18 protein-coding genes are annotated in these 19,847 nt (G+C 44.4%); 7 read left to right on the top strand and 11 right to left on the bottom strand.

Going from position 1 to position 19,847, the window contains the following annotated elements; all coding sequences use genetic code 11:
- Positions 1–85 precede the first annotated feature (85 nt).
- The 6 genes from AB4405_RS18685 to AB4405_RS18660 are packed head-to-tail and all read right to left on the bottom strand — an operon-like array spanning position 86 to position 7,188.
- A complete protein-coding gene (locus AB4405_RS18685; RefSeq protein ID WP_372062319.1) occupies positions 86–1,699 on the bottom strand; it encodes a BatD family protein in 1,614 nt (537 codons plus the stop codon).
- Positions 1,699–3,609: a VWA domain-containing protein gene (locus AB4405_RS18680; RefSeq protein ID WP_372062317.1), complete on the bottom strand. Its 1,911-nt coding sequence runs from the start codon at positions 3,607–3,609 to the stop codon at positions 1,699–1,701. Before AB4405_RS18680 ends, AB4405_RS18685 begins: the two co-directional genes overlap by 1 nt.
- Positions 3,602–4,570 carry a VWA domain-containing protein gene (locus AB4405_RS18675; RefSeq protein ID WP_102532532.1) on the bottom strand — a complete coding sequence of 323 codons (969 nt, stop codon included), beginning with the start codon at positions 4,568–4,570 and terminating at the stop codon, positions 3,602–3,604. Before AB4405_RS18675 ends, AB4405_RS18680 begins: the two co-directional genes overlap by 8 nt.
- Entirely contained in the window at positions 4,567–5,130 is a 564-nt protein-coding gene (locus tag AB4405_RS18670; RefSeq protein ID WP_372062316.1) for a DUF4381 domain-containing protein, read from the bottom strand. The genes AB4405_RS18675 and AB4405_RS18670 overlap by 4 nt, the downstream gene beginning before the upstream one ends.
- Positions 5,127–6,206: a DUF58 domain-containing protein gene (locus AB4405_RS18665; RefSeq protein ID WP_372062315.1), complete on the bottom strand. Its 1,080-nt coding sequence runs from the start codon at positions 6,204–6,206 to the stop codon at positions 5,127–5,129. The genes AB4405_RS18670 and AB4405_RS18665 overlap by 4 nt, the downstream gene beginning before the upstream one ends.
- Before the next feature lie 25 nt (positions 6,207–6,231).
- Positions 6,232–7,188 (bottom strand): AAA family ATPase, encoded by a 957-nt coding sequence (locus AB4405_RS18660; RefSeq protein ID WP_372062314.1) that lies wholly within the window; start codon positions 7,186–7,188, stop codon positions 6,232–6,234.
- A 448-nt stretch (positions 7,189–7,636) separates the two neighbouring features.
- Here AB4405_RS18660 and AB4405_RS18655 point away from each other — a divergent pair, with 448 nt between their 5' ends.
- Both AB4405_RS18655 and AB4405_RS18650 read left to right on the top strand, forming a co-directional pair.
- Entirely contained in the window at positions 7,637–7,837 is a 201-nt protein-coding gene (locus AB4405_RS18655; RefSeq protein WP_372062312.1) for a restriction endonuclease subunit S, read from the top strand.
- 331 nt (positions 7,838–8,168) lie between these two features.
- Complete coding sequence (locus AB4405_RS18650) at positions 8,169–8,846, top strand: LuxR C-terminal-related transcriptional regulator (protein ID WP_372062311.1); 678 nt, start codon at positions 8,169–8,171, stop codon at positions 8,844–8,846.
- A gap of 576 nt (positions 8,847–9,422) precedes the next feature.
- On the opposite strand, the gene AB4405_RS18645 is transcribed toward AB4405_RS18650, so the two are convergent.
- The 3 genes from AB4405_RS18645 to AB4405_RS18635 are packed head-to-tail and all read right to left on the bottom strand — an operon-like array spanning position 9,423 to position 11,180.
- Complete coding sequence (locus AB4405_RS18645; RefSeq protein WP_372062309.1) at positions 9,423–10,259, bottom strand: CsgG/HfaB family protein; 837 nt, start codon at positions 10,257–10,259, stop codon at positions 9,423–9,425.
- A 17-nt stretch (positions 10,260–10,276) separates the two neighbouring features.
- Positions 10,277–10,705, bottom strand: coding sequence for a curli assembly protein CsgF (locus tag AB4405_RS18640; RefSeq protein ID WP_372062307.1), 429 nt, complete (start codon positions 10,703–10,705; stop codon positions 10,277–10,279).
- A gap of 10 nt (positions 10,706–10,715) precedes the next feature.
- Positions 10,716–11,180 carry a CsgE family curli-type amyloid fiber assembly protein gene (locus AB4405_RS18635; protein WP_372062305.1) on the bottom strand — a complete coding sequence of 155 codons (465 nt, stop codon included), beginning with the start codon at positions 11,178–11,180 and terminating at the stop codon, positions 10,716–10,718.
- A 368-nt stretch (positions 11,181–11,548) separates the two neighbouring features.
- On the opposite strand from AB4405_RS18635, the gene AB4405_RS18630 reads away from it, so the two are divergent.
- A complete protein-coding gene (locus AB4405_RS18630) occupies positions 11,549–12,136 on the top strand; it encodes a curlin subunit CsgB (protein WP_372062304.1) in 588 nt (195 codons plus the stop codon).
- 89 nt (positions 12,137–12,225) lie between these two features.
- Positions 12,226–13,029 (top strand): hypothetical protein, encoded by an 804-nt coding sequence (locus AB4405_RS18625; RefSeq protein ID WP_372062303.1) that lies wholly within the window; start codon positions 12,226–12,228, stop codon positions 13,027–13,029.
- Between the two features lie 399 nt (positions 13,030–13,428).
- On the opposite strand, the gene malK is transcribed toward AB4405_RS18625, so the two are convergent.
- On the bottom strand, positions 13,429–14,538 hold the full coding sequence (gene malK / locus AB4405_RS18620; RefSeq protein ID WP_102532459.1) for a maltose/maltodextrin ABC transporter ATP-binding protein MalK: 1,110 nt from the start codon (positions 14,536–14,538) through the stop codon (positions 13,429–13,431).
- A 732-nt stretch (positions 14,539–15,270) separates the two neighbouring features.
- On the opposite strand from malK, the gene malE reads away from it, so the two are divergent.
- The 3 genes from malE (at position 15,271) to malG (ending at position 19,053) form a co-directional block, all read left to right on the top strand.
- The gene (gene malE / locus AB4405_RS18615) at positions 15,271–16,452 is read left to right on the top strand and encodes a maltose/maltodextrin ABC transporter substrate-binding protein MalE (protein ID WP_102532460.1); all 1,182 of its coding nucleotides are present in this window, start codon (positions 15,271–15,273) and stop codon (positions 16,450–16,452) included.
- Between the two features lie 127 nt (positions 16,453–16,579).
- A complete protein-coding gene (gene malF, locus AB4405_RS18610; RefSeq protein WP_372062302.1) occupies positions 16,580–18,151 on the top strand; it encodes a maltose ABC transporter permease MalF in 1,572 nt (523 codons plus the stop codon).
- 11 nt (positions 18,152–18,162) lie between these two features.
- On the top strand, positions 18,163–19,053 hold the full coding sequence (malG, locus tag AB4405_RS18605; protein ID WP_102532462.1) for a maltose ABC transporter permease MalG: 891 nt from the start codon (positions 18,163–18,165) through the stop codon (positions 19,051–19,053).
- A gap of 194 nt (positions 19,054–19,247) precedes the next feature.
- Here the strand turns inward: malG and AB4405_RS18600 are convergent, their stop codons facing one another.
- A complete protein-coding gene (locus tag AB4405_RS18600) occupies positions 19,248–19,556 on the bottom strand; it encodes a hypothetical protein (RefSeq protein WP_372062301.1) in 309 nt (102 codons plus the stop codon).
- Positions 19,557–19,847 lie beyond the last annotated feature (291 nt).

Raw genomic sequence — 19,847 nt, 5'->3', positions numbered from 1 at the left:
GAGCGTTTAAGATAAGTATTGAATGGTAAAGCGCCCTCATTGAGGGCGCTTTTTTTATTTTAGCGTTTAGGCGTTGCGGTTCTATTTATAAATGCGCTAAGTGAGGGGGAGGGGTGGAAGATGACGCTTTAGAAATGAGCGTAATGACCGCTGTTGAATCCCACGAACTTTCGTTGCCCATAAACTCGGCGCGACTCATTGCCGACAACTCGCTTTGGATGCTGTTCACTGTATCAGGAGAAAGGTTTTTCGATTCTTTTACCCAAAGGTGAAAGGCGGATTGGGCAGCAATTGCGTCTCGGCGGTTTATGGCTTCCAACAGTCGCGGTTTTGAATCCGTGTTTTTTGGAGTCTCACTCGCCGATTGGCTTTTAGCTGAATTCCGCCTCGCTCGATACCACATCACACTCGATACTAACCACAAACACGCAAAAAGACCGGTCAGATAAGGCCAGAAACCAGAGTCTGAAACCGTGGTGGTTGGCGTTGAATTTAATGCTTTGAATCCAACGCTCGGCTCATCACTTTGATGAACGGTCACCAACAACCCACTCAATGCAGATTGATCTTTTTTGTTCGTGGTGGTGTTCCACCAATCAACAGCGATTGCGGGTAATGGGTATTGTCCTTCCTTTTTGGCAATCAACACTTGTTTGATTGTCATGGTGACAGAGCCATCATCATTGTCGTTGAACGTTGGTTTTTCTGGATAAACACGGAAGCCGTCTGGGTTTTCTATGCTCAGGTTAGGTAGTTGATTTGAGGTGACGCCCATGGCATTGAGCGTGACGGTGCGGGTTAAAGAATCGCCCGTGTCAATATCTGCATCATTAGAGGAGACCGCGCTCCCATCTGAACGCTGCCAAGATTGCGCTAACGTTAACTTCGCGCTTGGTAGCCAAACACCCTGATAGTCAGCTGGGATGGGTTGTACCGTTAGCGCTAATGCCGGCGCTTTATGATTGAGCGTTAGTATTTTGGTGGTACCTGATCGGTTATTGCCATACAGGACTCCACCAGACAAGGTGGGCGCTTGGATAGTGAATGTACCGGCAGACTCGGCGGTCACACGATATTGCTGGTCGATAATAAGGACATCGATACCATCCAATACCGCTTGGTATTGTTTCGGCTCCCCAAGTGCTTTTAGTGTCACGCCCTGCGCTGTTGGTTGAATTAGGTCGGGGTTTTGTAACAAACGAGGGTCTACCTTGACGATAATTCGAGCGTCTAAAATAGTGCTCTCTTTTGGATACAACACCTGTTTGCCAATTTGTGTTCTAACTTCGATCATATCGTCGGTGGTTGGGGTTTGCTCATCAATGGTGACATCGAGCGTGATCGGTGTGGTTTTTGCGCCGTTTACATCAAAGCTCGGGATCACTATCTTGCCAATACGTTGCGGCGCGATGGCGATGGTCCATACGCTGCTGTCTGTTCGAGATCCGTTTAGAATGTTAACAGAAGAGCTGAAGTTAGCGCGACCCGTGTAGAAATCATGGCTGAGCGAATCGAAAGACACCTTACTGCCGTCGAGCTTTTCATCCGCCACGACCCGAAGTTGAATAACTTCATCTTTGCTGACTTTGGTTTTGTTCACACTAGCGGTAACGGTTAATGCCCACGATGGAAAGCTAACAAAGCCACTCACCAGTAATATCAGCATTAAAAATACAGGGTGGAGTTTGTTTCTAATCATTACCAGTGCTTCCCTTGAGAGGTGGGTTGGTCTCTGTCTCTTGCTTGTAAGAGCATTTGAGCTTGAATGAGTCGGCTTGGGTCTCGTACGGACTCCACTTGTTCAAGTTTACGTAAGCTTGGGTCGCTTTCTGCTACCTGTTGAGATTGGACCGCATGCCCTTGAGCGTCACGGTCACTTTTTCCGTCTTGCGGTTCTGACTTAGATTGGCGCGTCGTCTCGGCTTGTTTTGAGTCTTGCTCGTTTGCTTGACCCTGGCTTGGCGATGAGTCTTCTGACGATGATTGATTGTCAGATGACGTGTCATCTTCGGACGTTGTCTCTTTTTCGTTTTGTGGCTGAGCACCCGTTGGATCAGAGCCTTTAGATGGGGCTGATTGTGATTTTTCTTGGTTTGAATTTGAAGCGTTGCTTGAATTATCTTTCGAGCCAGATTGCGTTTGATTATTCTCACCGGTGCCTTGCTGGTTCTTATCCGATGATTCAGAATCTTGCTGTTGCTGTTGCTGTTGCTGTTGCTGTTGCTGTTGCTGTTGCGCGCGTTTTACCGTGTCTAAATCTTGTTTAGCTGCGGTATTATCGGGTTCGCGCTTGATGACCATTTCATAACTCTCGATTGCCTCGTCAAAGTTGCCATTTTGGGCATACGCGTGCGCAAGGTTATAAAGATCTTGAGTCTCGTTAAGTGGCTGCCATGACTGTATTGCCCCTTCATAGTCTCCCACTTGGTATTTTGCCGCGCCTTGCCAGCGTGCTTGAGTAAACTCCTCGGCGGCACGTTCATAATCTTGGTCTTGATAGGACTGGTAGCCATTTTGATCCGCGTTGTTGAACCACTGGCTCAATGATGAGGCGACGGCGGGAGAGGGAGTGGACGCGAGCAGCATAACAACTAATGCGCTCGTGAATACTGGAACAGAGAAAATGAAGCCTTTTCTGAACAAAGGCAGAATCAGTAGAAGCGCGAACGGGAGCAGCCAAATACCGTTGTTAACACGCGCCACGACAGTCTGAGAGTCGGCGTTGGCCTTCATCGATGTATTGGTGGATTGGCTGAACAAATCCGAACTCGTCAGCTGCTCGATGTCGGTATTGTTGCTTTGATAGGTGACAAATCGACCATCGTTGATTTGAGTGACTTGCTGCATTCCCTTGAAGTTAGTTTTTGCGACAACGGTGGTCCCAGCATCATTCTTTAATAAAGAACCATCAGAAAGCGGGATAGGCGCACCGGACTTTGAGCCAAACGCGAGAACCGATACTGTCCATGACGTGCCTTTCAATTGAGCTTGAATACGAGAGACTTCTTGGCTATCCAAGTCATCACTAAATAATAATATCTCACCCTGAGTCAGTCCTGCCTGTTTCATCATTGTGATGGATTGCTCAATGGCAAGATCAGCCCGCGCGCCTTGTATTGGCATGATGTCGGGGGAGAGGTTCTGGATTAAGTTTTTTAATGTCGCCGAATCTGACGTTAAAGGGCTTAACACATACGCATCACCGGCATAAGCCACTAAACCGGTTTGTCCTTCTTTTATTATTGGCAATAGGTCTTGCGCTTTGTATTTTATTTGCGCGAGTCGGTTAGGCTTTATGTCGTTGGCATAGACGGACTGAGACATGTCCAGCACGAGAACTCTCGCCTGGTTGGTTTGTCCTGCTGGGACGCGATGTTCTTGAAAACTTGGTCCTGCCATTGCAACGACGATAATCACGGCTAGTGATATCAATGTCGCCCGCTTGGAGTGTTTGACTCCATTGGTGCGCTCAAAATAAGCGGCAAGGTGAGGGGCCATCAGTGGCTGTGAGGCTGAATGACGTTTCACTGAGTTAACAACGATAGCGCCAATAAGAATCGGGATTAACAGCCAAAAAGCGTTAGGGTGCAGAAAGATAAAGTCAGACATCCTCCCTCCTGATAACGATTAAGGTGGACAACAGCATTAATGCCAATAAACAAGGCAGCCAAAACCACTCAGTTTTAGGGCGCCAAGACTGCGTAGCTTGGGTGATAGGTTGCAGGGCGTTGATCGTGTCGTAGATCTTCTCTAAATCTTGCGCATTTCGAGCGCGGAAATACTGACCACCGGTCATCGAGGCTATTTTTTGCAAGGCTTCCTCATCCAGATCTTCTGCTGTATTGACGGTACGAGTCATGAAAAAATCTTTGACCTGCATTTCTCCTGCGCCCACGCCAATGGTATAGATCACGGTTTGATATTTTTTCGCAATCTCTGCCGCCTCAATAGGATCAAGCACTCCGGCATTGTTGCTGCCGTCACTTAATAAAATCATGACTCTTTGCGGGGCGTTACCATCAACAAAGGTTTTAGTCGCAAGGCCGATGCCATCACCGATCGCCGTTTGTGTGCCAATGAGTTTCAATACGGTTTGATTAATTTGACGTTTGATGGTTTCACGGTCGAACGTTAATGGTGTTTGCAGGTAAGCATGGTCAGCAAAATACACCAAGCCCATTCGGTCACCTTTTCGTTTATCGACAAAATCCGAAACCACATGTTTAACGGTGCTAAGGCGATCGATGTATTGACCTTTATACGCCATGTCTTCCTGACTCATAGAGTAGGATAAGTCGATGACCAGCATCATGTCACGATGCTTGGGCTGAATGTCAACGGGCGCGCCATACCAAACAGGCCTTGCACTCGCCGTGAGTAACAGTAGCCACGCCATGACGGCGAGGCATTGGTTTAGCCTTGATTTTCGGTTAGCCTGACTCGGCATCGTGGTCAGATGCGGGAGTATGATGGGGTTGGATGTCGCATTAGGCGCCATTAATCGATAGGCAAGATAGGGAAGTGGCGCTAGCAAAAACATCCCCCACCATTCAAATGAAAATGACATCATTCACCTCTCTTCCAGTGGCGATATTTTCTCTTTGGAGGCAGTGCTCGCTGGATCCATTGCTCACAATGCTCAATCAGTACATGATCAGCGGTTTCAAGGGACGCTCGGTCGTTTGATTGGTTTTCACTTGCGTCCGATTGGTTTTCACTTGCGTCCAAAGGTAAGGATGAACTGGAACGGTAGAGGGCTTGGTCCCACTGTTCTTTGTTTGGAAAAAAGGTGGCGCTGGCCAACTGGGAGTCTAAAAATTGATACCAGTCTTGACCGCTTAATTTTGCAATGTCTTGTCGTGGGAAGTAACTCAACGCCGCTTGCCTCACCAACTCAATGGCTGATGAGGGAGTAAGCAATGACCTTTCTATATTGAATAGGTTGAGTGCGGCGCGTTGGGCCCGTTTATGAGCGCTGCGTCTTCGGTACCAAAGAAACAACACCAAGGTAATAGCGATAGCAATGAAGGCTGCCGCCCACCACCCTGGACCTAGTGGCCACCACGATGGTGCCGCCGGTAACGTGAGAGCATTGAGTTCGAGCGGATGTGAGTGGGTTGGTTCGGTCATGATTGGCGTTCTAAAATTTGTTGAAGTAACGGAGAACCACTGGATATTTGTGACAAGTGAATACCGAATGAGGCAAGCTCTTGTTCAATGTGGTCGTGATGATCTAGATAAGCTTGTTTGATGGCGGCTTTGGTGTGAGCGCTGCTCATGTCGAGCGTTATTTCATCAAACTTTCCTTGAACACGTTGCAGTCCTTTAGCGCTGACATCGGCAACTTCTAATGGATCGAAAAGTTGAATGGCTCGGACTCGGTTGTGTTGCGAAAGTAACTTTACCGTGTCTAAGTCTGCTTCCGACGTGGTTGAGAAATCACTAAGAAGTACGACTTCGCTCCCTTTGCGGCAGAGGTTCCGAAGCGCATCGAAGGCAGTATTACTTCCTGTATTTCTTGTCGTCGCAGCGCTTGGGTTGGCATTATCAAGGCTTAATGAATCGGTGCTGTTTACGTTTGATGGTCTGGTGCTTTGCTCAGACGCCGTCGCCCCCGGTATTAGCTGACGATTATGAGCCGCGACGATCTCATTGAGGAGTTGGAACACAGCACCTTTAGATGCGGAGGGACGAAGCTCTATCAATTGATGAGGACAGCGAATCACTGCGCCAACTCGATCTTTATTGGCGACGGCTACCCAGCTTAGTAAGCTTGCCAAATGGCAGAGTTGTACAGACTTAAAAAGCAGTTTTGTCCCACTAAACAGGCTAGGAGTAAGATCGAGGAATAATACGACTGGGCGTTCACGTTCCTCTGAAAACAGCTTGGTATGAACCTTTCCAGTCCGTGCTGTGACGCGCCAGTCAATCTGCCTGACATCATCGCCTGGCTGATACTGTCGCACTTCAGAGAACGTCATACCTCGGCCTTTATGTGCACTTAGGTGTGCGCCATTTAGCTGTGACCAGAGGCTTCTGGCTGGTGGTTGCCAGCGCTTGCCATGAGTCTGGTAAAAAGCGAGCTCGTCGACAGTTAGGCTCACCCCATTGCACTGCGCAGGCAGGTTCCCCTGCGTGACAGCAAGCTCTAAGGGGTTACTCTGCTTCGCTTTTCGTTTAAAAAATTGATTATTTTTTAATAACATTAATGCTACCCGTTTACAGTATCAACTATGCCGAGGCAACGGTGCCGAGCAACTCATCGATGACATCATTCCCTTTAATGCCCTCAGCTTGGGCGTGATAACTAAGGAGCAGGCGGTGGCGAAGCACAGGGTAAATAACGGCATGAACGTCTTCAGGGCTAACAAAATCTCGACCGAATAACCATGCGTTGGCACGACTGGCTCGGTCTAAGGCAATCGTTGCACGCGGGCTGACGCCCATCTCGAGCCATTTTGATAATTTTTCACTGTATTGGCTTGGTTGACGCGTAGCAATGATAAGGCGAACAATATAGCGTTCGATAACGTCTGACATGTGAATCGACAGCACTTGACGGCGAGCCTCAAATATTTCTGTTTGAGAAATAGCTTGCTCAGGTTGAACGTGTTGTCCAAGCGCCTCGCCTCTATTAAGTTTTAGGATCTCAAGTTCGCTGTCTGCATCTGGGTAATCGACATCGAGATGCAGTAAGAATCGGTCAAGCTGAGCCTCAGGAAGTGGATAAGTGCCTTCCTGTTCAATCGGGTTTTGCGTTGCCATGACAAGGAACAAATCGGGTAAAGGATAAGTCGTCTGCCCAACACTGATTTGTTTCTCTGCCATTGCCTCGAGCATGGCCGCCTGTACTTTGGCTGGCGCTCGGTTGACTTCATCGGCAAGCAATAGCGAGTGAAAAATTGGCCCCGCCTTAAATTCAAACTCGCCATTTTCTGGTCGATAAATATCAGTACCCGTTAAATCAGAGGGGAGCAAATCAGGGGTAAACTGAACTCGATGGAAACTGCCTTCAATACAATCAGCTAGTGCCTTCGCCGCACGGGTTTTGGCAAGCCCAGGAGGCCCTTCGACGAGTATGTGTCCATCGGCGAGTAAAGCGATGAGCAGCTGTTTGACCAGCTCTTTTTGACCAATAACTTGTGATTCCAAATAACCTTGAAGTTGTTGAAAGGCTTGCTTGGGCATGTCCATTTTTCCTTTTTACCGACATCGTGCTAATACGAGTGACATTACATTGAAGAGTCGAAGTATGTTGTAAGCATTACATGTGACAAATAGTCATACGTTTACATGCTCTTAGGTTACAAATAGCCATCACTTACGAATAGCAATACGTTATAGATAGATGCGCGTAACTTATCAAAGTTCCATTCGTTATGTCATTGTTTTGTAATGATGGTAGTCATGTTTGTAATAATCATAAAGTGAGTCGTAATGACAGTAGGCAACAATGTAAGAGGTTCAAAGGTATTGTTCAACACTCTATTTGGTTGAACAGAGATTACGTGATGTTATCGCCATTGAGTTCATGGGGGCGTGGGCTATGAGGCGAGGACTTGTGAACGCCACTAGCCTCGGTATGACAAAACCAGTAAACTAGCCGAATTATTATTGATAGAGAAAGGGTAGTGTTATGAGTGATTTCGAGAAAGAACTGGAATTGATGTCTTCTCAAACTGACGGTGAGCCAGAAGTCTCATTGCCTTCAATTGAAGAGCAACGTGAAATTGCAGAAAAGCTAAAGCAACTGGAAGCAGAAGGTAAACTAACATCTGAAATTCTAGAGCAATATTTTGGAAAGTTTAATGATAAAAACAGTGCACCATTACATTAATCGTTGATTCCCATCGCGGTGTTTTCCTAAGCACCGCAATAGCTTATCTTGTTCGTTGCTTATCTCATATGACTCGTATGATATGAATCAAAATGATCACACATAATAATTAGAACCACCTGTTGTAATTAAGTTGCTTATTTGTATTTTTACTTGAGAGAACTTAACTTAAAGCTGTCTCATTTATGAGATTGTCAGTTTAATTGCCTGATTATTAGCTGATTTTACTCGCGCGCGTATTTTTTCTCCTAAAACCTATACTTGACGAATGCATTAAAAAGTTTAACTTTACTATTACTTTTGGATAACTAATAGTGACAGGGAGTGTGCTATGCCGACCGTAGACTTACAGACCCGACGAGCCATCTTGTTGGCGGAAAACAATCTACAGTCAAGCTTGCTTAAAGATTCTATTGAGCAGAAGGTTGATATCAGTATCAAACTTCTCTCTCCGGATCGTTTAAGCGGTTGTAAGCTTAGCTTAAAAGAGTTTAACTTCGATCTTGTTATTGTCGACCATCCTGCGATGACAGAAAAGCACATTGAGAAATATCAAGACTTGAGAGAGAGTTTGCCAGAGCAGGTGCAAGAAGTGTTAATCAATACCTCACCAGAGCTGTCACATGCGGAGATGTTGAAGTGGCAACACTTGGTTGGTATCTTTTACTCTACCGATAATCTTGACAAGCTCGTCACTGGCTTTGAATGCATTTTACGAGGCGAGATGTGGATGAGCCGCAAACTGGTGTACGAATACATCAAGTTTTATCGTGGACGTCAGTGCGCTAAGACAAGTCACTCTTATTCAAAGCTTACGAAGCGCGAGCAGCAAATCATTAAGCTTCTCGGCGACGGCGCCTCCAATACTCAAATCGCGGATTCACTTTTTGTGAGTGAAAATACCGTCAAAGCGCACCTGCACAATACCTTCAAAAAAATCAAAGTAAAGAATCGACTTCAAGCGCTGCTGTGGGCCAAAAATAACATAGGTTCCAATGAGTTTGTCTAATCTTAGAATCGCGGTGTGGTATGAGTTGTCACAAAGCAGGATTAACAAGGTTATGCCTGTAACGTTTCGATAAAAAACACTAAACACCTTTTTAGAGCGCCTCTTGCCAAATAGGAAAGAGGCGTTTTTGATGCTTGTAGAATCTGTTTCAATCTACTTTAACCTCAATGTTAGTGAGTTGATGACCGAAGGGAAGCCGTTGATACCTTGATTAAACCCTAACGCATTAACGTGACGTCGAATGGTGAGTAACGGCAACAAGCATATCGTTTTTCACAAGCCCAAAAGGGTGCGCAAGCTGACTAGCTTAGAAGATCTCAATGCGCTTATTGCTGGGCTTCTATCATCATGAGGTAAAAACAGCGTAAGAAGATAGTGTGATGTGATTAGGTGCTTGCTTACTCGTATTTAAGTGCCCAAACACAGTAGTTGTCGAGAGTGGGGGGGTACTCACTATTTTATTGTCAGATAAGCGAGTGATCATCATGGTTGAGCAGCAGATAAAAAAATAGGGCTACGGGTAATATCCATTTTCCGCGTAGCCCCATTTGCTGCTTATCGTTTGAGTTTCAGGTTTTATAGAATTTCAGTTTTTGCGTTGGAGTATTTGGCAATAATTGGGTTAGAACTCGCCTCTGGGTCGTTAGATGACCACATACCACGCTCCATGCCTTTAATGATGAGGTGAATAACCGCAGCGTCGATGGCCGACATAATGGCAATGTTAACGGGTTCATTGTTGCTGTAACCCAATTCCACTTCGAGCAGTTCTTTGTAGTCAATAAAACGGAATGCCCCAAGACCGATCTCATGCGAAGAAATAGTTTTAGAGGTGGTAATACTAAGAAGTACTTGGCCTGTTCGTACGTCGACCGCTCTGAGGTTGATCGTCACTTGATCCGTTCGGTACTGGCCAGATGCCCCTATACCTAAATACTTAGCGCCAACACCACCGGTTCGGATGTTAGAGTCGTAGGCGACAATACCACCTTCAATCACCACATTCGCTGAATTTAACGATGATAGATCGGCACCATGGTTTGAGATCATTTTATCTTTCTTCTGTGCTGCTCGAATGATCTTTCTTTCAGTTAGAAGGTTCTGAAGTCCTTCACGCTCAAGTGGTATGAACCATTGAGAATCTAGCAGTGACGTGGTTAACAGCGATGTTCCCCCCTGAGGCACCGCCGTTGAAAAGTTACTGTTTGGTTGTGGTTTGTACTGTCCGGTTTGATCTCTAAAATCATAAACAGAGACTAAAATCTTGCCTGCCGGTTTAGGAAGTGAAATTAAATCTGTGTAAGTCGCACCCCTAGGCATGAGCTTAGGCTCTGCGGAGGTATCTGGTATATCCAAAGATGTTGCGCAGCCTCCAAGCAGAAACGCGAGGCATATATATAGTAGACCTTTCATAATACTATCCTTGTAAATTAGAGGTCGGGATTAAGGCCGGATACACTGATTTCAGTGGATTCCCCAGTCGCTTTGTCGACAATTTGGACGAGCAAAGTACCGTCTGTATCGACAACATTTAGGAAAAAATCATCAGTTTCGAGTTGGCCGGTATTACCATTACCAATGTCAGCAAGTAGTTGACTAATGAGTCTGGATTCCAAGCTAGATGCAAGGCGGTCCAATGCTGACTCATCGTTACCTAGATCGAACGATGACCCATCTGGGTCGTCATAATCATTAATAGCATTGGCATGATTAAACAAGTGTGAACTATTGAGTGGGTTACCACCAAAACTCGGGTTCACAGGTGTGTACACTAGCTCTGAGCTGTGCATGTTCATAGAAAACAGTGGCAAAATTACCAAAGTAGAGGTCGTTAAAGTCTTCTTGATTAGGTTTGTCATCCTTGTCACCCTAAAATTCATCATGTTCGAGATCGAAAGTATCTAGATACAATCTTTCTGCTTGCCATCGAATGATATAATTGCCGACAACGCGCATTGCATCTCCAGCCCTTTCTTTCGCAGTCTGCCTACCGGGTGACAAAGCTGTTCTGAATATTGCTTTTCTGGAGTGGTACACTTCTATGATGCTTCCCGAAAGCGCAGTTGGTATTTCCTTGATCGTTAGATTTTCCCTTAAGTCCGGATATGTATCATTTAGCTTCTGAGAAAAGAAAAAATAAAAATCTTCGCCGAGGCGTGTAATTGTTCTATCGACAATGACTCCGTTAACTTCATTAAAATCGTTGAAAATAACCTTATCTCTAGTCTCACTCTCTAATGCACTACCATTTTCATCGATACCATTGTCCCCCGATGCATAGACGGGATAAACACTCGTGATTAATGTGATGAAAAGAATGAAGAAATAAGTCATTTTGTTCCAAATTGGATAAGTCCGATTTAAGATCTGAAGCCACCTTTGATATGAAATAAATAGTATGTCATACATCAGAACACACATATAAACTCTTGACTTAGTTAATGAGATTATTTGCTGCGACTTAGGTGTCTTTTCTTTAGAGTTATTTAAAGCAAAATATTCGAAAAGCTAAGAAATAATTGAATTTAAGTTTATGGTTGTACTGATCAAACACTCTTACAATTTTGACAAGTTAACAAGGACTAGTTCAGACCATGGGCTCTTTCTGATTTGTCTTCTATTTTATTTAATTATTTGGTGGACGTATGTATACAAGGGTATGGAAGAGTTTGTCTCCAACCATATTGGGTACTGTTCTAATAATGCTGTCTCCAACAGTGGTTAGTGGCAACGTTATATTTAGTTCCGGAGCAAGCTTAGACTACGACGAAGGATTTTTGAATGGGATCAGCTCTGATATAGCCGATGATTACTTAGAATTGTCTGGCTCTGGATCTCTTGATATCGATAATTATGCTGAAGTAAACATAACCAACGCACGTAGTTCTTCGGTGTTGATTAAACAAAGTAGTTTGGGTAATCAAGGAGCCAATAAAGCAAAAGTAATGCAAGAAGGAAATTCAAACAAAGCGGTAATAGGTCAGGCTGGCTTTAACAACACGGCTTACATTAGACAGGAAGGTAACAACAACAAGGCACTTGTCGGTCAGATTGGTAGCAATTCTGAGGCACTTGTCCTTCAATCTGGTGACCACAACATAGCAATAGTTGGTCAGTCGAGTTCGATGTTCACCGCAAGTAAAGTCAGTATTAATCAGACTGAGGACAATAATTTTGCATTTGTAGGAGGTTCCGGGAACGCAAATCTGGGTATCTCTCAAAATGGAGGTGATATTATAATTATCGATGCCTCTAATTCAATGAAAGTGTACATAGATCAAACTAATTAGTGCCAGTTCTCATATTAGTTTGTTGTGTAAATCGCTTCGAATGAAGCAATTAGTCGACATGGAAACTTAAAGGAAATAAGGTTGTTATTATGAAAAAATTAGCGATATTAGTGTCAGCAGCTCTGGTAAGTGGTGGAGTAATTGCAGCGACACCCGAGGTTGACGTATCTAGCTATAATCAGTATATGCAAAACGCCGATAATAATAGTGTTATCTTAATGCAGAATACAGAACTAAGTAACGTGAAAGTAGTACAAGGTGCTGCGGGCAGGGATGATAATGTCTCGGTTGTAGATATGAGATTACAGAGCCCTGGAACTAGAAATGATGTTGATGTCAATCAAGATGGTACTGGCACGGCACATACCTCACTCGTACAAATTTACGGGACGAGTGGAGGGAATGATGTAACTATTGACCAAGATGGATTACAAAACGATTCTTGGGTCAGAATCTCCGCAGACAGTGATAACAACGGTAATGGGTATGGTATGGTAGATGTTACCCAAAACGGTCAAGAAAACTACTCAAAAATTAATTTGACTGGTTCAATAGGGAGCAAGAAGAATACTATCGATGTTGATCAGGTAGGAGATTATCATGAGTCTGATATTTACTTGAATAATAGTGACCTCAACGACATTACTTCTTATCAAAAGGGTGAGAAACACGATTCTATTATTACGCTAAATGAAAGTGACAGTAATATTATAGACCTAAAACAGAAAGGAAAACGCTCTAATAGTGAAATCTATCTCGTTGCATCGAGTAATAACAGTGGAGCGACAATGGGGACAGGCAATGGTATTGTAGTTTCTCAATCGTGGGATGATAATTCATACATCTCAATGAATAACGTTCAAAACAGTACAGTGTTTGTTGATCAAAACTAATTCATGTTTAGTTTTTTCAGAGCGGCGTTTTACGCCGCTTTTTTAATTGGTCACGTTCATGCATCTTCACTTGTGATATTGCCCCATTTTACTTGCGAACTTGTAAAAGATTACATACAAGTTTCAATAGAGCGAGAGCAAAATTCAGGGCTTTTAACCATAACAACCCAAACACATTCCACCTTAAAGATTGATATCAATGGTGGAGTAGCGAGGTACAGCTTAGATAAAATGCAGTTTCCTCTCGAGCTTTATGAAAAGAAAACCAGTCAACGTTGGGTGATTGATGTGCAGTGTCAGATAACACTATTAGATAGTTAAAAGCCCCAACTTCAGTGTGAAGTGGGGCTTTTATTTGTATAGAGCGCTACTGCGTGATAAAAAACGGACTCTTAAGGTTTAAACCCCCGCTTCCTGATAAAGACGACGACAAGCGCGACCATCACTATGGAATAGGTGGCAACGGTGTGCTGGAATGCCAATGGCAAATTTATCGCCAGTTTCAACAGACAAAGTGTCTGGCTGACGGAAGATAACATCTGCGTCGGCACTTTCTAGGTTTAGGTACACTTGAGTTTCGTTACCCAGTTTTTCAACCATCATGACTTCACCTTCAACGCAAGCATCGGCATCATCGGCGTGAAGCAGGTGTTCTGGTCGAATACCCATCGACATACGATCGCCTTTGTTTACGGTGGTGCCATCAACTGGAATCCAGAACGATACACCATCAGAGAGTTTTACTTTAACTTGCTGCGCTTCCACGTCTTCAATCGCCACGCTCATGAAGTTCATTTTTGGAGAGCCAATAAAGCCAGCAACAAAGCGGTTTTCAGGGTAATGGTAAAGCTCTAACGGTTTACCAACTTGTGACACCCAACCGGCGTCTAATACTACGATTTTGTCAGCCATGGTCATGGCTTCAACCTGATCGTGTGTGACATAGATCATGGTGCAACCAAGTTGACGTTGTAGCTTAGTGATTTGCGCTCGCATGTTGACACGAAGCGCCGCATCGAGGTTGGATAGAGGCTCATCAAGCAGGAATAAGTTTGGTTGTGAAACCAAGGTACGACCGATGGCAACACGTTGACGCTGACCACCAGACAGGGCTTTAGGCTGGCGCTCTAACAGGTGCCCAAGTTGCAGAATCTCAGCGGCTTGCTCAACACGACGGTCAATTTCTGATTTATCGGCTTTGGCGAGTTTAAGACCAAAAGACATGTTGTCATAAAGGTTTAAGTGAGGATAAAGCGCATAAGATTGGAACACCATGCCAACACCACGTTTTGAAGGCTCAACATCATTCATGCGTTCACCACCGATGTATAAGTCGCCAGAAGTGATGTCTTCTAATCCTGCAATACAACGCAGTAGAGTCGATTTGCCACAACCTGATGGGCCAACAAAAACAACAAATTCACCTTCGTTAATCTCTAGGTCGATGTTTTTGGAGATCAGTACGTCACCGTACGCTTTGCTAACATTTTTTAACGTGACACTCGCCATGTGGATCGTCCTCGATTCGTTTATTTCTTTCTGCCGGTCATTATAGAGATAATTTGACCGCTAATAATAGGAAATTGGTCAGTGATTTGGGTAACCTTTTGTTGCAATAGAAGTTGTGATAATAAATTTGAATGCTTCTAATGTAATAAAAGGCGCCCGATGGAAAGAAAAAAAGGGTGGCGCTGTACGATACACGCCACCCTCAAAGCCAAGATGTCATCCGTATCCCCCGCCACAAAACTCAAGCCTCCCCCCGTAAAATAAATTACCACTAAGTACTTGAATGTGTGACTACGTAACGACTCCGGCGATGTAAAACCAGTTTGATGACCTATAAAAGAAGGTCGACTGGCAAGGGTTCTTACCATCCACTCTTGGATGACTGCAGTTTCCGTGAATCATGCAATCAGTACATCCTCCTGTGAAAAATAATTATAGGGGGAGTAGCCGGGGATGAGGGGGCTAGGGAGTAGAAACGCTTGATGAGATCTAGGTCAAAAAAATCAATGCTCTAATAGTGAATTGAGTCACAACAGAAGATTGTTTTGTGATGCTGATCTATAGTCTTGGGCGATTGAGATCACGGAAACTGTCGCTACTCGATAGGGCGTAGAGATTAGGATGATGAGACCTTGCTGTATTTTTCGGATGATACTCGTCGAAATTAAGGAAAATCCTCTGGACGACCCTCTGGATAACCCTGCTATCAAAACTATAAAAAAGGATATGAACATGAAAAAAGCCCTTAGTACTGTAGCGTTAGGCACGCTAGTTGCTCTTGGTTCTTTTGGTGCAAATGCTGCTATCGAAGAAGGACAACTCACTATTTGGATTAATGGTGACAAAGGCTATAACGGACTTGCAGAAGTGGGTAAGAAGTTCGAAGAAGATACAGGTATTAAAGTAACTGTCGCTCATCCAGATGGTCTTGAAAGCCGTTTCCCTCAAGTTGCTGCGACTGGTGACGGTCCAGACATCATTTTTTGGGCTCACGACCGTTTTGGTGAGTACGCAGACGCGGGTCTTCTAGCTGAAGTGAAACCGTCTAAAGAAACAAAAGATGGCATCGTTGATTTTGCATGGGATGCGGTTCAATACGACGGCAAACTTATCGGTTACCCGGTTGCAGTTGAATCTTTGTCTCTTATTTACAACAAAGACCTAGTGCCTAATCCACCAAAAACGTGGGAAGAAGTTGAAGCGCTAAACACGAAACTTGCGAAAGATGGCAAGTCGGCAATCATGTGGAACCTAAAAGAACCGTACTTCACATGGCCACTAATGGCGGCTGATGGTGGTTACGCATTTAAGTACACAGGCACGGGCTACGATGTTAAAGATTCAGGTATTGCTGAAGATGGCGTAAAAGACGCACTGACATTTGTTAAGTCTCTAGTAGACAAGGGCGTGATTTCGGCTGATATGGATTACTCAGTGTCAGAATCTGCGTTTAACCAAGGTCAAACGGCGATGACTATCAATGGTCCATGGTCTTGGGCAAACGTTGAGAAGTCAGGCATCAACTATGGTGTAACGACGCTACCTAAATTTAACGGTCAAGCATCTAAACCTTTCGTTGGTGTTCTTACCGCGGGTATCAGCACTGCATCACCTAACCGTGACCTAGCGGTTGAGTTCTTAGAGAACTACCTACTGACTAACGATGGTCTACGTGAAGTGAACAACGATAAGCCTCTAGGCGCTGTTGCTCTAACTTCTTTCCAAAAAGAGCTAGACTCAGATACACGCATTGCCGCGACAATGGACAACGCAATGAATGGTGAAATCATGCCAAATGTACCGCAAATGAGTGCATTCTGGGCTTCTGCTAAAAACACTATCGTTAATGTTGTTGATGGTCGCCAAACTGTAGACGAAGCGGTTGTAGACGCAGAAAAGCAAATGACAAAGTAAAATAGTTAGATATTTAGTGAATTAACTATGTAGCTAATCAGTACCACGTAAATGAGTAACACCCTTTAAGGAGGGGGTAACCCCTCCTTCATTTTCATTTTTTGATTTATCGCTAGCAGGTCCTTTTATGCAGTCAGTTCAAGGTTCAGATGCCATGTCAGCGCCAACCACTAAGACACCGAGCAGTAAAAAAGTATTCCTTAAATGGGGAACATTAGGTTCGGTCGGTCTAGTCAACGGTTACGCGACAATTCTTATGTATTCACGCGGTGAGCTTGCTTTCGCCTTGCTTACTGTGATTTTAACCGCTCTGGCACTTTACATCTTTGGCAGTAAAAAAACGTACGCACACCGTTATATCTATCCAGGTATTGCGGGCATGATTCTTTTCATTATTTTCCCTTTAGCGTATACCGTCGGACTCGCATTCACGAACTACAGTGCTAAAAACCAACTGTCATTAGAGCGAACACAAAGCGTGTTAACTCAGCGCACATTCCAAAGTGGCGACAGCTACAATTTTGATTTGTACAAGACGGATAACGGACACGTTATTTATGTCAAAGACGGCGATCAGCTACTCGCGACGCCCGAATTTGATATGAATAACCCTGCGCCAGAATTTGACTTGAAACTTGCTGACGGTCAAGTCGGTGAAAAAGAAGCCATTAAAGCTATCATTCAAAGCCGTGCGATTTTAAGCACGTTAGATTTGAACATGCCAAGCGGTGAAGACATTCGTATGAGTGGTCTACGCAAATTTGCTTCTGTTCAACCCTTGTACTCCCATATTGAAGGCTCAAGCGATCTCCTTAACAATAAAACGGGTGAGATCTTCAGAGCAAATATGGAAGTGGGTTTCTATCAACCGATAGACGCTAACGGTGAATTTATTGGCAATACGGTATCACCGGGTTTTGTTGTCGATATTGGCACGTACAACTTTGAGCGTGTTTGGAAAGACGATGGCATCAAAGAACCTTTCATTAGCATCTTTATCTGGACGGTGGTGTTCTCGGTACTAACCGTTGTCTTAACGCTCGTTATTGGCTTGATATTGGCGAGTGTCGTTCAATGGGAAGCCTTGAAAGGTCGTGCAGTATACCGAGTACTCTTGATTCTTCCTTATGCGGTACCAGCGTTTATCTCTATCTTGATCTTTAAAGGTCTATTTAACCAAAGCTTTGGTGAGATAAATATGGTGCTTGAGTCCATCTTTGGTATTAGTCCAAACTGGTTCTCAGACCCTATTCTAGCCAAATCCATGGTCTTGATAGTGAATACGTGGCTGGGTTTCCCTTACATGATGATCCTGTGTATGGGACTGCTTAAAGCGATTCCTGATGACCTGTACGAAGCGTCAGCGATTGATGGTGCCGGCTTTATGCACAACTTCCGTCAGATCACGGTTCCGTTGATGATTAAACCACTCACCCCATTATTGATTGCGAGCTTCGCCTTTAACTTCAATAACTTTGTAATGATACAGCTATTGACGCAAGGTGGTCCGAACATGATTGGTACCTCTGAACCAGCGGGTTATACCGATCTATTGGTAAGCTACACATACCGTATTGCCTTCGAAGGTTCAGGTGGTCAAGACTTTGGTCTAGCGAGTGCGATTGCAACGCTTATCTTCCTGTTGGTTGGTGGACTTGCACTACTCAACCTACGTTTCACTAAATTGTCTCAAGACTAAGGAATAGAACAATGGCAATGGTACAAGGTAAGTCTTTAAAATACCGTGTATGGGCAACGCATATTGCGCTGTGGGTATTCCTGTCCATGATCATCTTCCCACTGTTGATGGTTATTGCAATCTCGTTCCGTGAGGGTAACTTTGCGTCGGGCAGCTTAATTCCAGATAATCCATCATTGGAGCACTGGAAGTTAGCCTTGGGTATTTCGGTCGTTAACGCCGATGGGTCTGTAACCCCACCGCCGTTCCCTGTGTTGTTATGGCTATGGAACTCAATCAAAGTCGCGGGTATCACCTCAATTTTGATTGTGGCACTGTCAACAACGTCAGCTTACGCGTTTGCTCGTATGCGCTTTTCTGGCAAGAACACCATCTTGAAAGCGATGATGATCTTCCAAATGTTCCCAGCCGTATTGGCACTTGTGGCGCTTTACGCTCTGTTTGATAAGTTAGGTCAGTATATTCCGTTCCTTGGTTTGAATACGCATGGTGGCTTGATCTTCTCTTACTTAGGCGGGATAGCACTCCACGTTTGGACGATTAAAGGGTACTTCGAGACCATTGATAATTCACTTGAAGAGGCGGCGGCTTTGGATGGTGCGACACCTTGGCAAGCGTTTAGACTGGTATTGTTACCACTCTCAGTGCCGATTCTAGCGGTGGTATTTATCCTGTCGTTTATCGGGGTAGTAGGTGAAGTACCTGTGGCGTCGTTACTGCTTTCTGATGTAAACTCGTACACATTAGCGGTTGGTATGCAGCAATATTTGTATCCTCAGAACTATCTGTGGGGCGACTTTGCAGCAGCAGCGGTGCTGTCAGCATTACCAATCACAATCGTATTCTTGCTTGCACAGCGTTGGTTAGTGGGTGGACTCACTTCCGGTGGTGTTAAAGGATAATAACGATAAGGGTGATCGCAAGATCACCCGTTTTTGCTTCGATTAGCGTCACATTGGTTTGGCCGCCGACTAGTTAATCAAGCAACGCTGGTGTTACGCGTAGCTGGCTGTTACCAGGATTCCTTACTATCACTATTAACAGTTTTTGTAACCAATGCCCGAGCTTGCTCGGGCATTTTCTTTTTGTGTCACGCTTAATTTAGAATCACGTTGATGTACCTATCGCCTTGGCGTTGGTAATAATGTCCCTCGACATTGGCGTAAGTAAAATTGCCTATTCTGATGTAGGTCGTTTGTCTAGGCATTGACTTGTAATGATAGTGTTTATGCTTTGGCTTCTTTTTCTTCGGTGATGGCTTGTGCTTCTTCACCACAATGACTTCTTTATGGTGCTTGTGCTTGTGCTTGTGCCCGTGATGTCCTGAGGGGTGAGCAACGGCATTAAAGTGCGTTAGACTTAATGCCAATGATAAAAGGGTGACCACTGCTTTTGATTTATACATTATTTTACTCTCTGGGAAGTAGTCTCTAAAAAGTAAGGCATTCATCAATCTGGCTTGTCAACATGCCGTGGGGGTTGGTAGGAGCCGTGACAGTTTTTGTCTTGGCTTGTCAGAGATTTAATAAATGTTACCTTTATTCATATTTTGATAATGAATAGCTCAGACAATGAGTGTCATGCTGCTGATAAAAAAGAGCGGCTGTTTGCTTTATATTTCAGCAACTAGTGCATTGTGCTGTAGGTAATATTAGGTCTATATGGTATATATTTTGATAGTGGCGCATGACGCGAA

The organism is Vibrio sp. 10N.261.51.F12 (assembly GCF_041471725.1).
Classification (GTDB): domain Bacteria; phylum Pseudomonadota; class Gammaproteobacteria; order Enterobacterales; family Vibrionaceae; genus Vibrio.
This window is presented reverse-complemented; position numbering and strand designations above follow the sequence as displayed.

Bases quoted from the DNA above. Each gene is read 5' to 3' on its own strand.
- malK (WP_102532459.1), bottom strand. From the start codon at position 14,538: ATGGCGAGTGTCACGTTAAAAAATGTTAGCAAAGCGTACGGTGACGTA.
- AB4405_RS18685 (WP_372062319.1), bottom strand. From the start codon at position 1,699: ATGATTAGAAACAAACTCCACCCTGTATTTTTAATGCTGATATTACTG.
- AB4405_RS18670 (WP_372062316.1), bottom strand. From the start codon at position 5,130: ATGACCGAACCAACCCACTCACATCCGCTCGAACTCAATGCTCTCACG.
- AB4405_RS18625 (WP_372062303.1), top strand. From the start codon at position 12,226: ATGAAAAAATTAGCGATATTAGTGTCAGCAGCTCTGGTAAGTGGTGGA.
- malF (WP_372062302.1), top strand. From the start codon at position 16,580: ATGCAGTCAGTTCAAGGTTCAGATGCCATGTCAGCGCCAACCACTAAG.
- AB4405_RS18640 (WP_372062307.1), bottom strand. From the start codon at position 10,705: ATGACAAACCTAATCAAGAAGACTTTAACGACCTCTACTTTGGTAATT.
- malG (WP_102532462.1), top strand. From the start codon at position 18,163: ATGGCAATGGTACAAGGTAAGTCTTTAAAATACCGTGTATGGGCAACG.
- AB4405_RS18680 (WP_372062317.1), bottom strand. From the start codon at position 3,609: ATGTCTGACTTTATCTTTCTGCACCCTAACGCTTTTTGGCTGTTAATC.
- AB4405_RS18675 (WP_102532532.1), bottom strand. From the start codon at position 4,570: ATGATGTCATTTTCATTTGAATGGTGGGGGATGTTTTTGCTAGCGCCA.
- AB4405_RS18635 (WP_372062305.1), bottom strand. From the start codon at position 11,180: ATGACTTATTTCTTCATTCTTTTCATCACATTAATCACGAGTGTTTAT.
- malE (WP_102532460.1), top strand. From the start codon at position 15,271: ATGAAAAAAGCCCTTAGTACTGTAGCGTTAGGCACGCTAGTTGCTCTT.
- AB4405_RS18630 (WP_372062304.1), top strand. From the start codon at position 11,549: ATGCTGTCTCCAACAGTGGTTAGTGGCAACGTTATATTTAGTTCCGGA.
- AB4405_RS18655 (WP_372062312.1), top strand. From the start codon at position 7,637: ATGAGTGATTTCGAGAAAGAACTGGAATTGATGTCTTCTCAAACTGAC.
- AB4405_RS18645 (WP_372062309.1), bottom strand. From the start codon at position 10,259: ATGAAAGGTCTACTATATATATGCCTCGCGTTTCTGCTTGGAGGCTGC.
- AB4405_RS18665 (WP_372062315.1), bottom strand. From the start codon at position 6,206: ATGTTATTAAAAAATAATCAATTTTTTAAACGAAAAGCGAAGCAGAGT.
- AB4405_RS18600 (WP_372062301.1), bottom strand. From the start codon at position 19,556: ATGTATAAATCAAAAGCAGTGGTCACCCTTTTATCATTGGCATTAAGT.
- AB4405_RS18650 (WP_372062311.1), top strand. From the start codon at position 8,169: ATGCCGACCGTAGACTTACAGACCCGACGAGCCATCTTGTTGGCGGAA.
- AB4405_RS18660 (WP_372062314.1), bottom strand. From the start codon at position 7,188: ATGCCCAAGCAAGCCTTTCAACAACTTCAAGGTTATTTGGAATCACAA.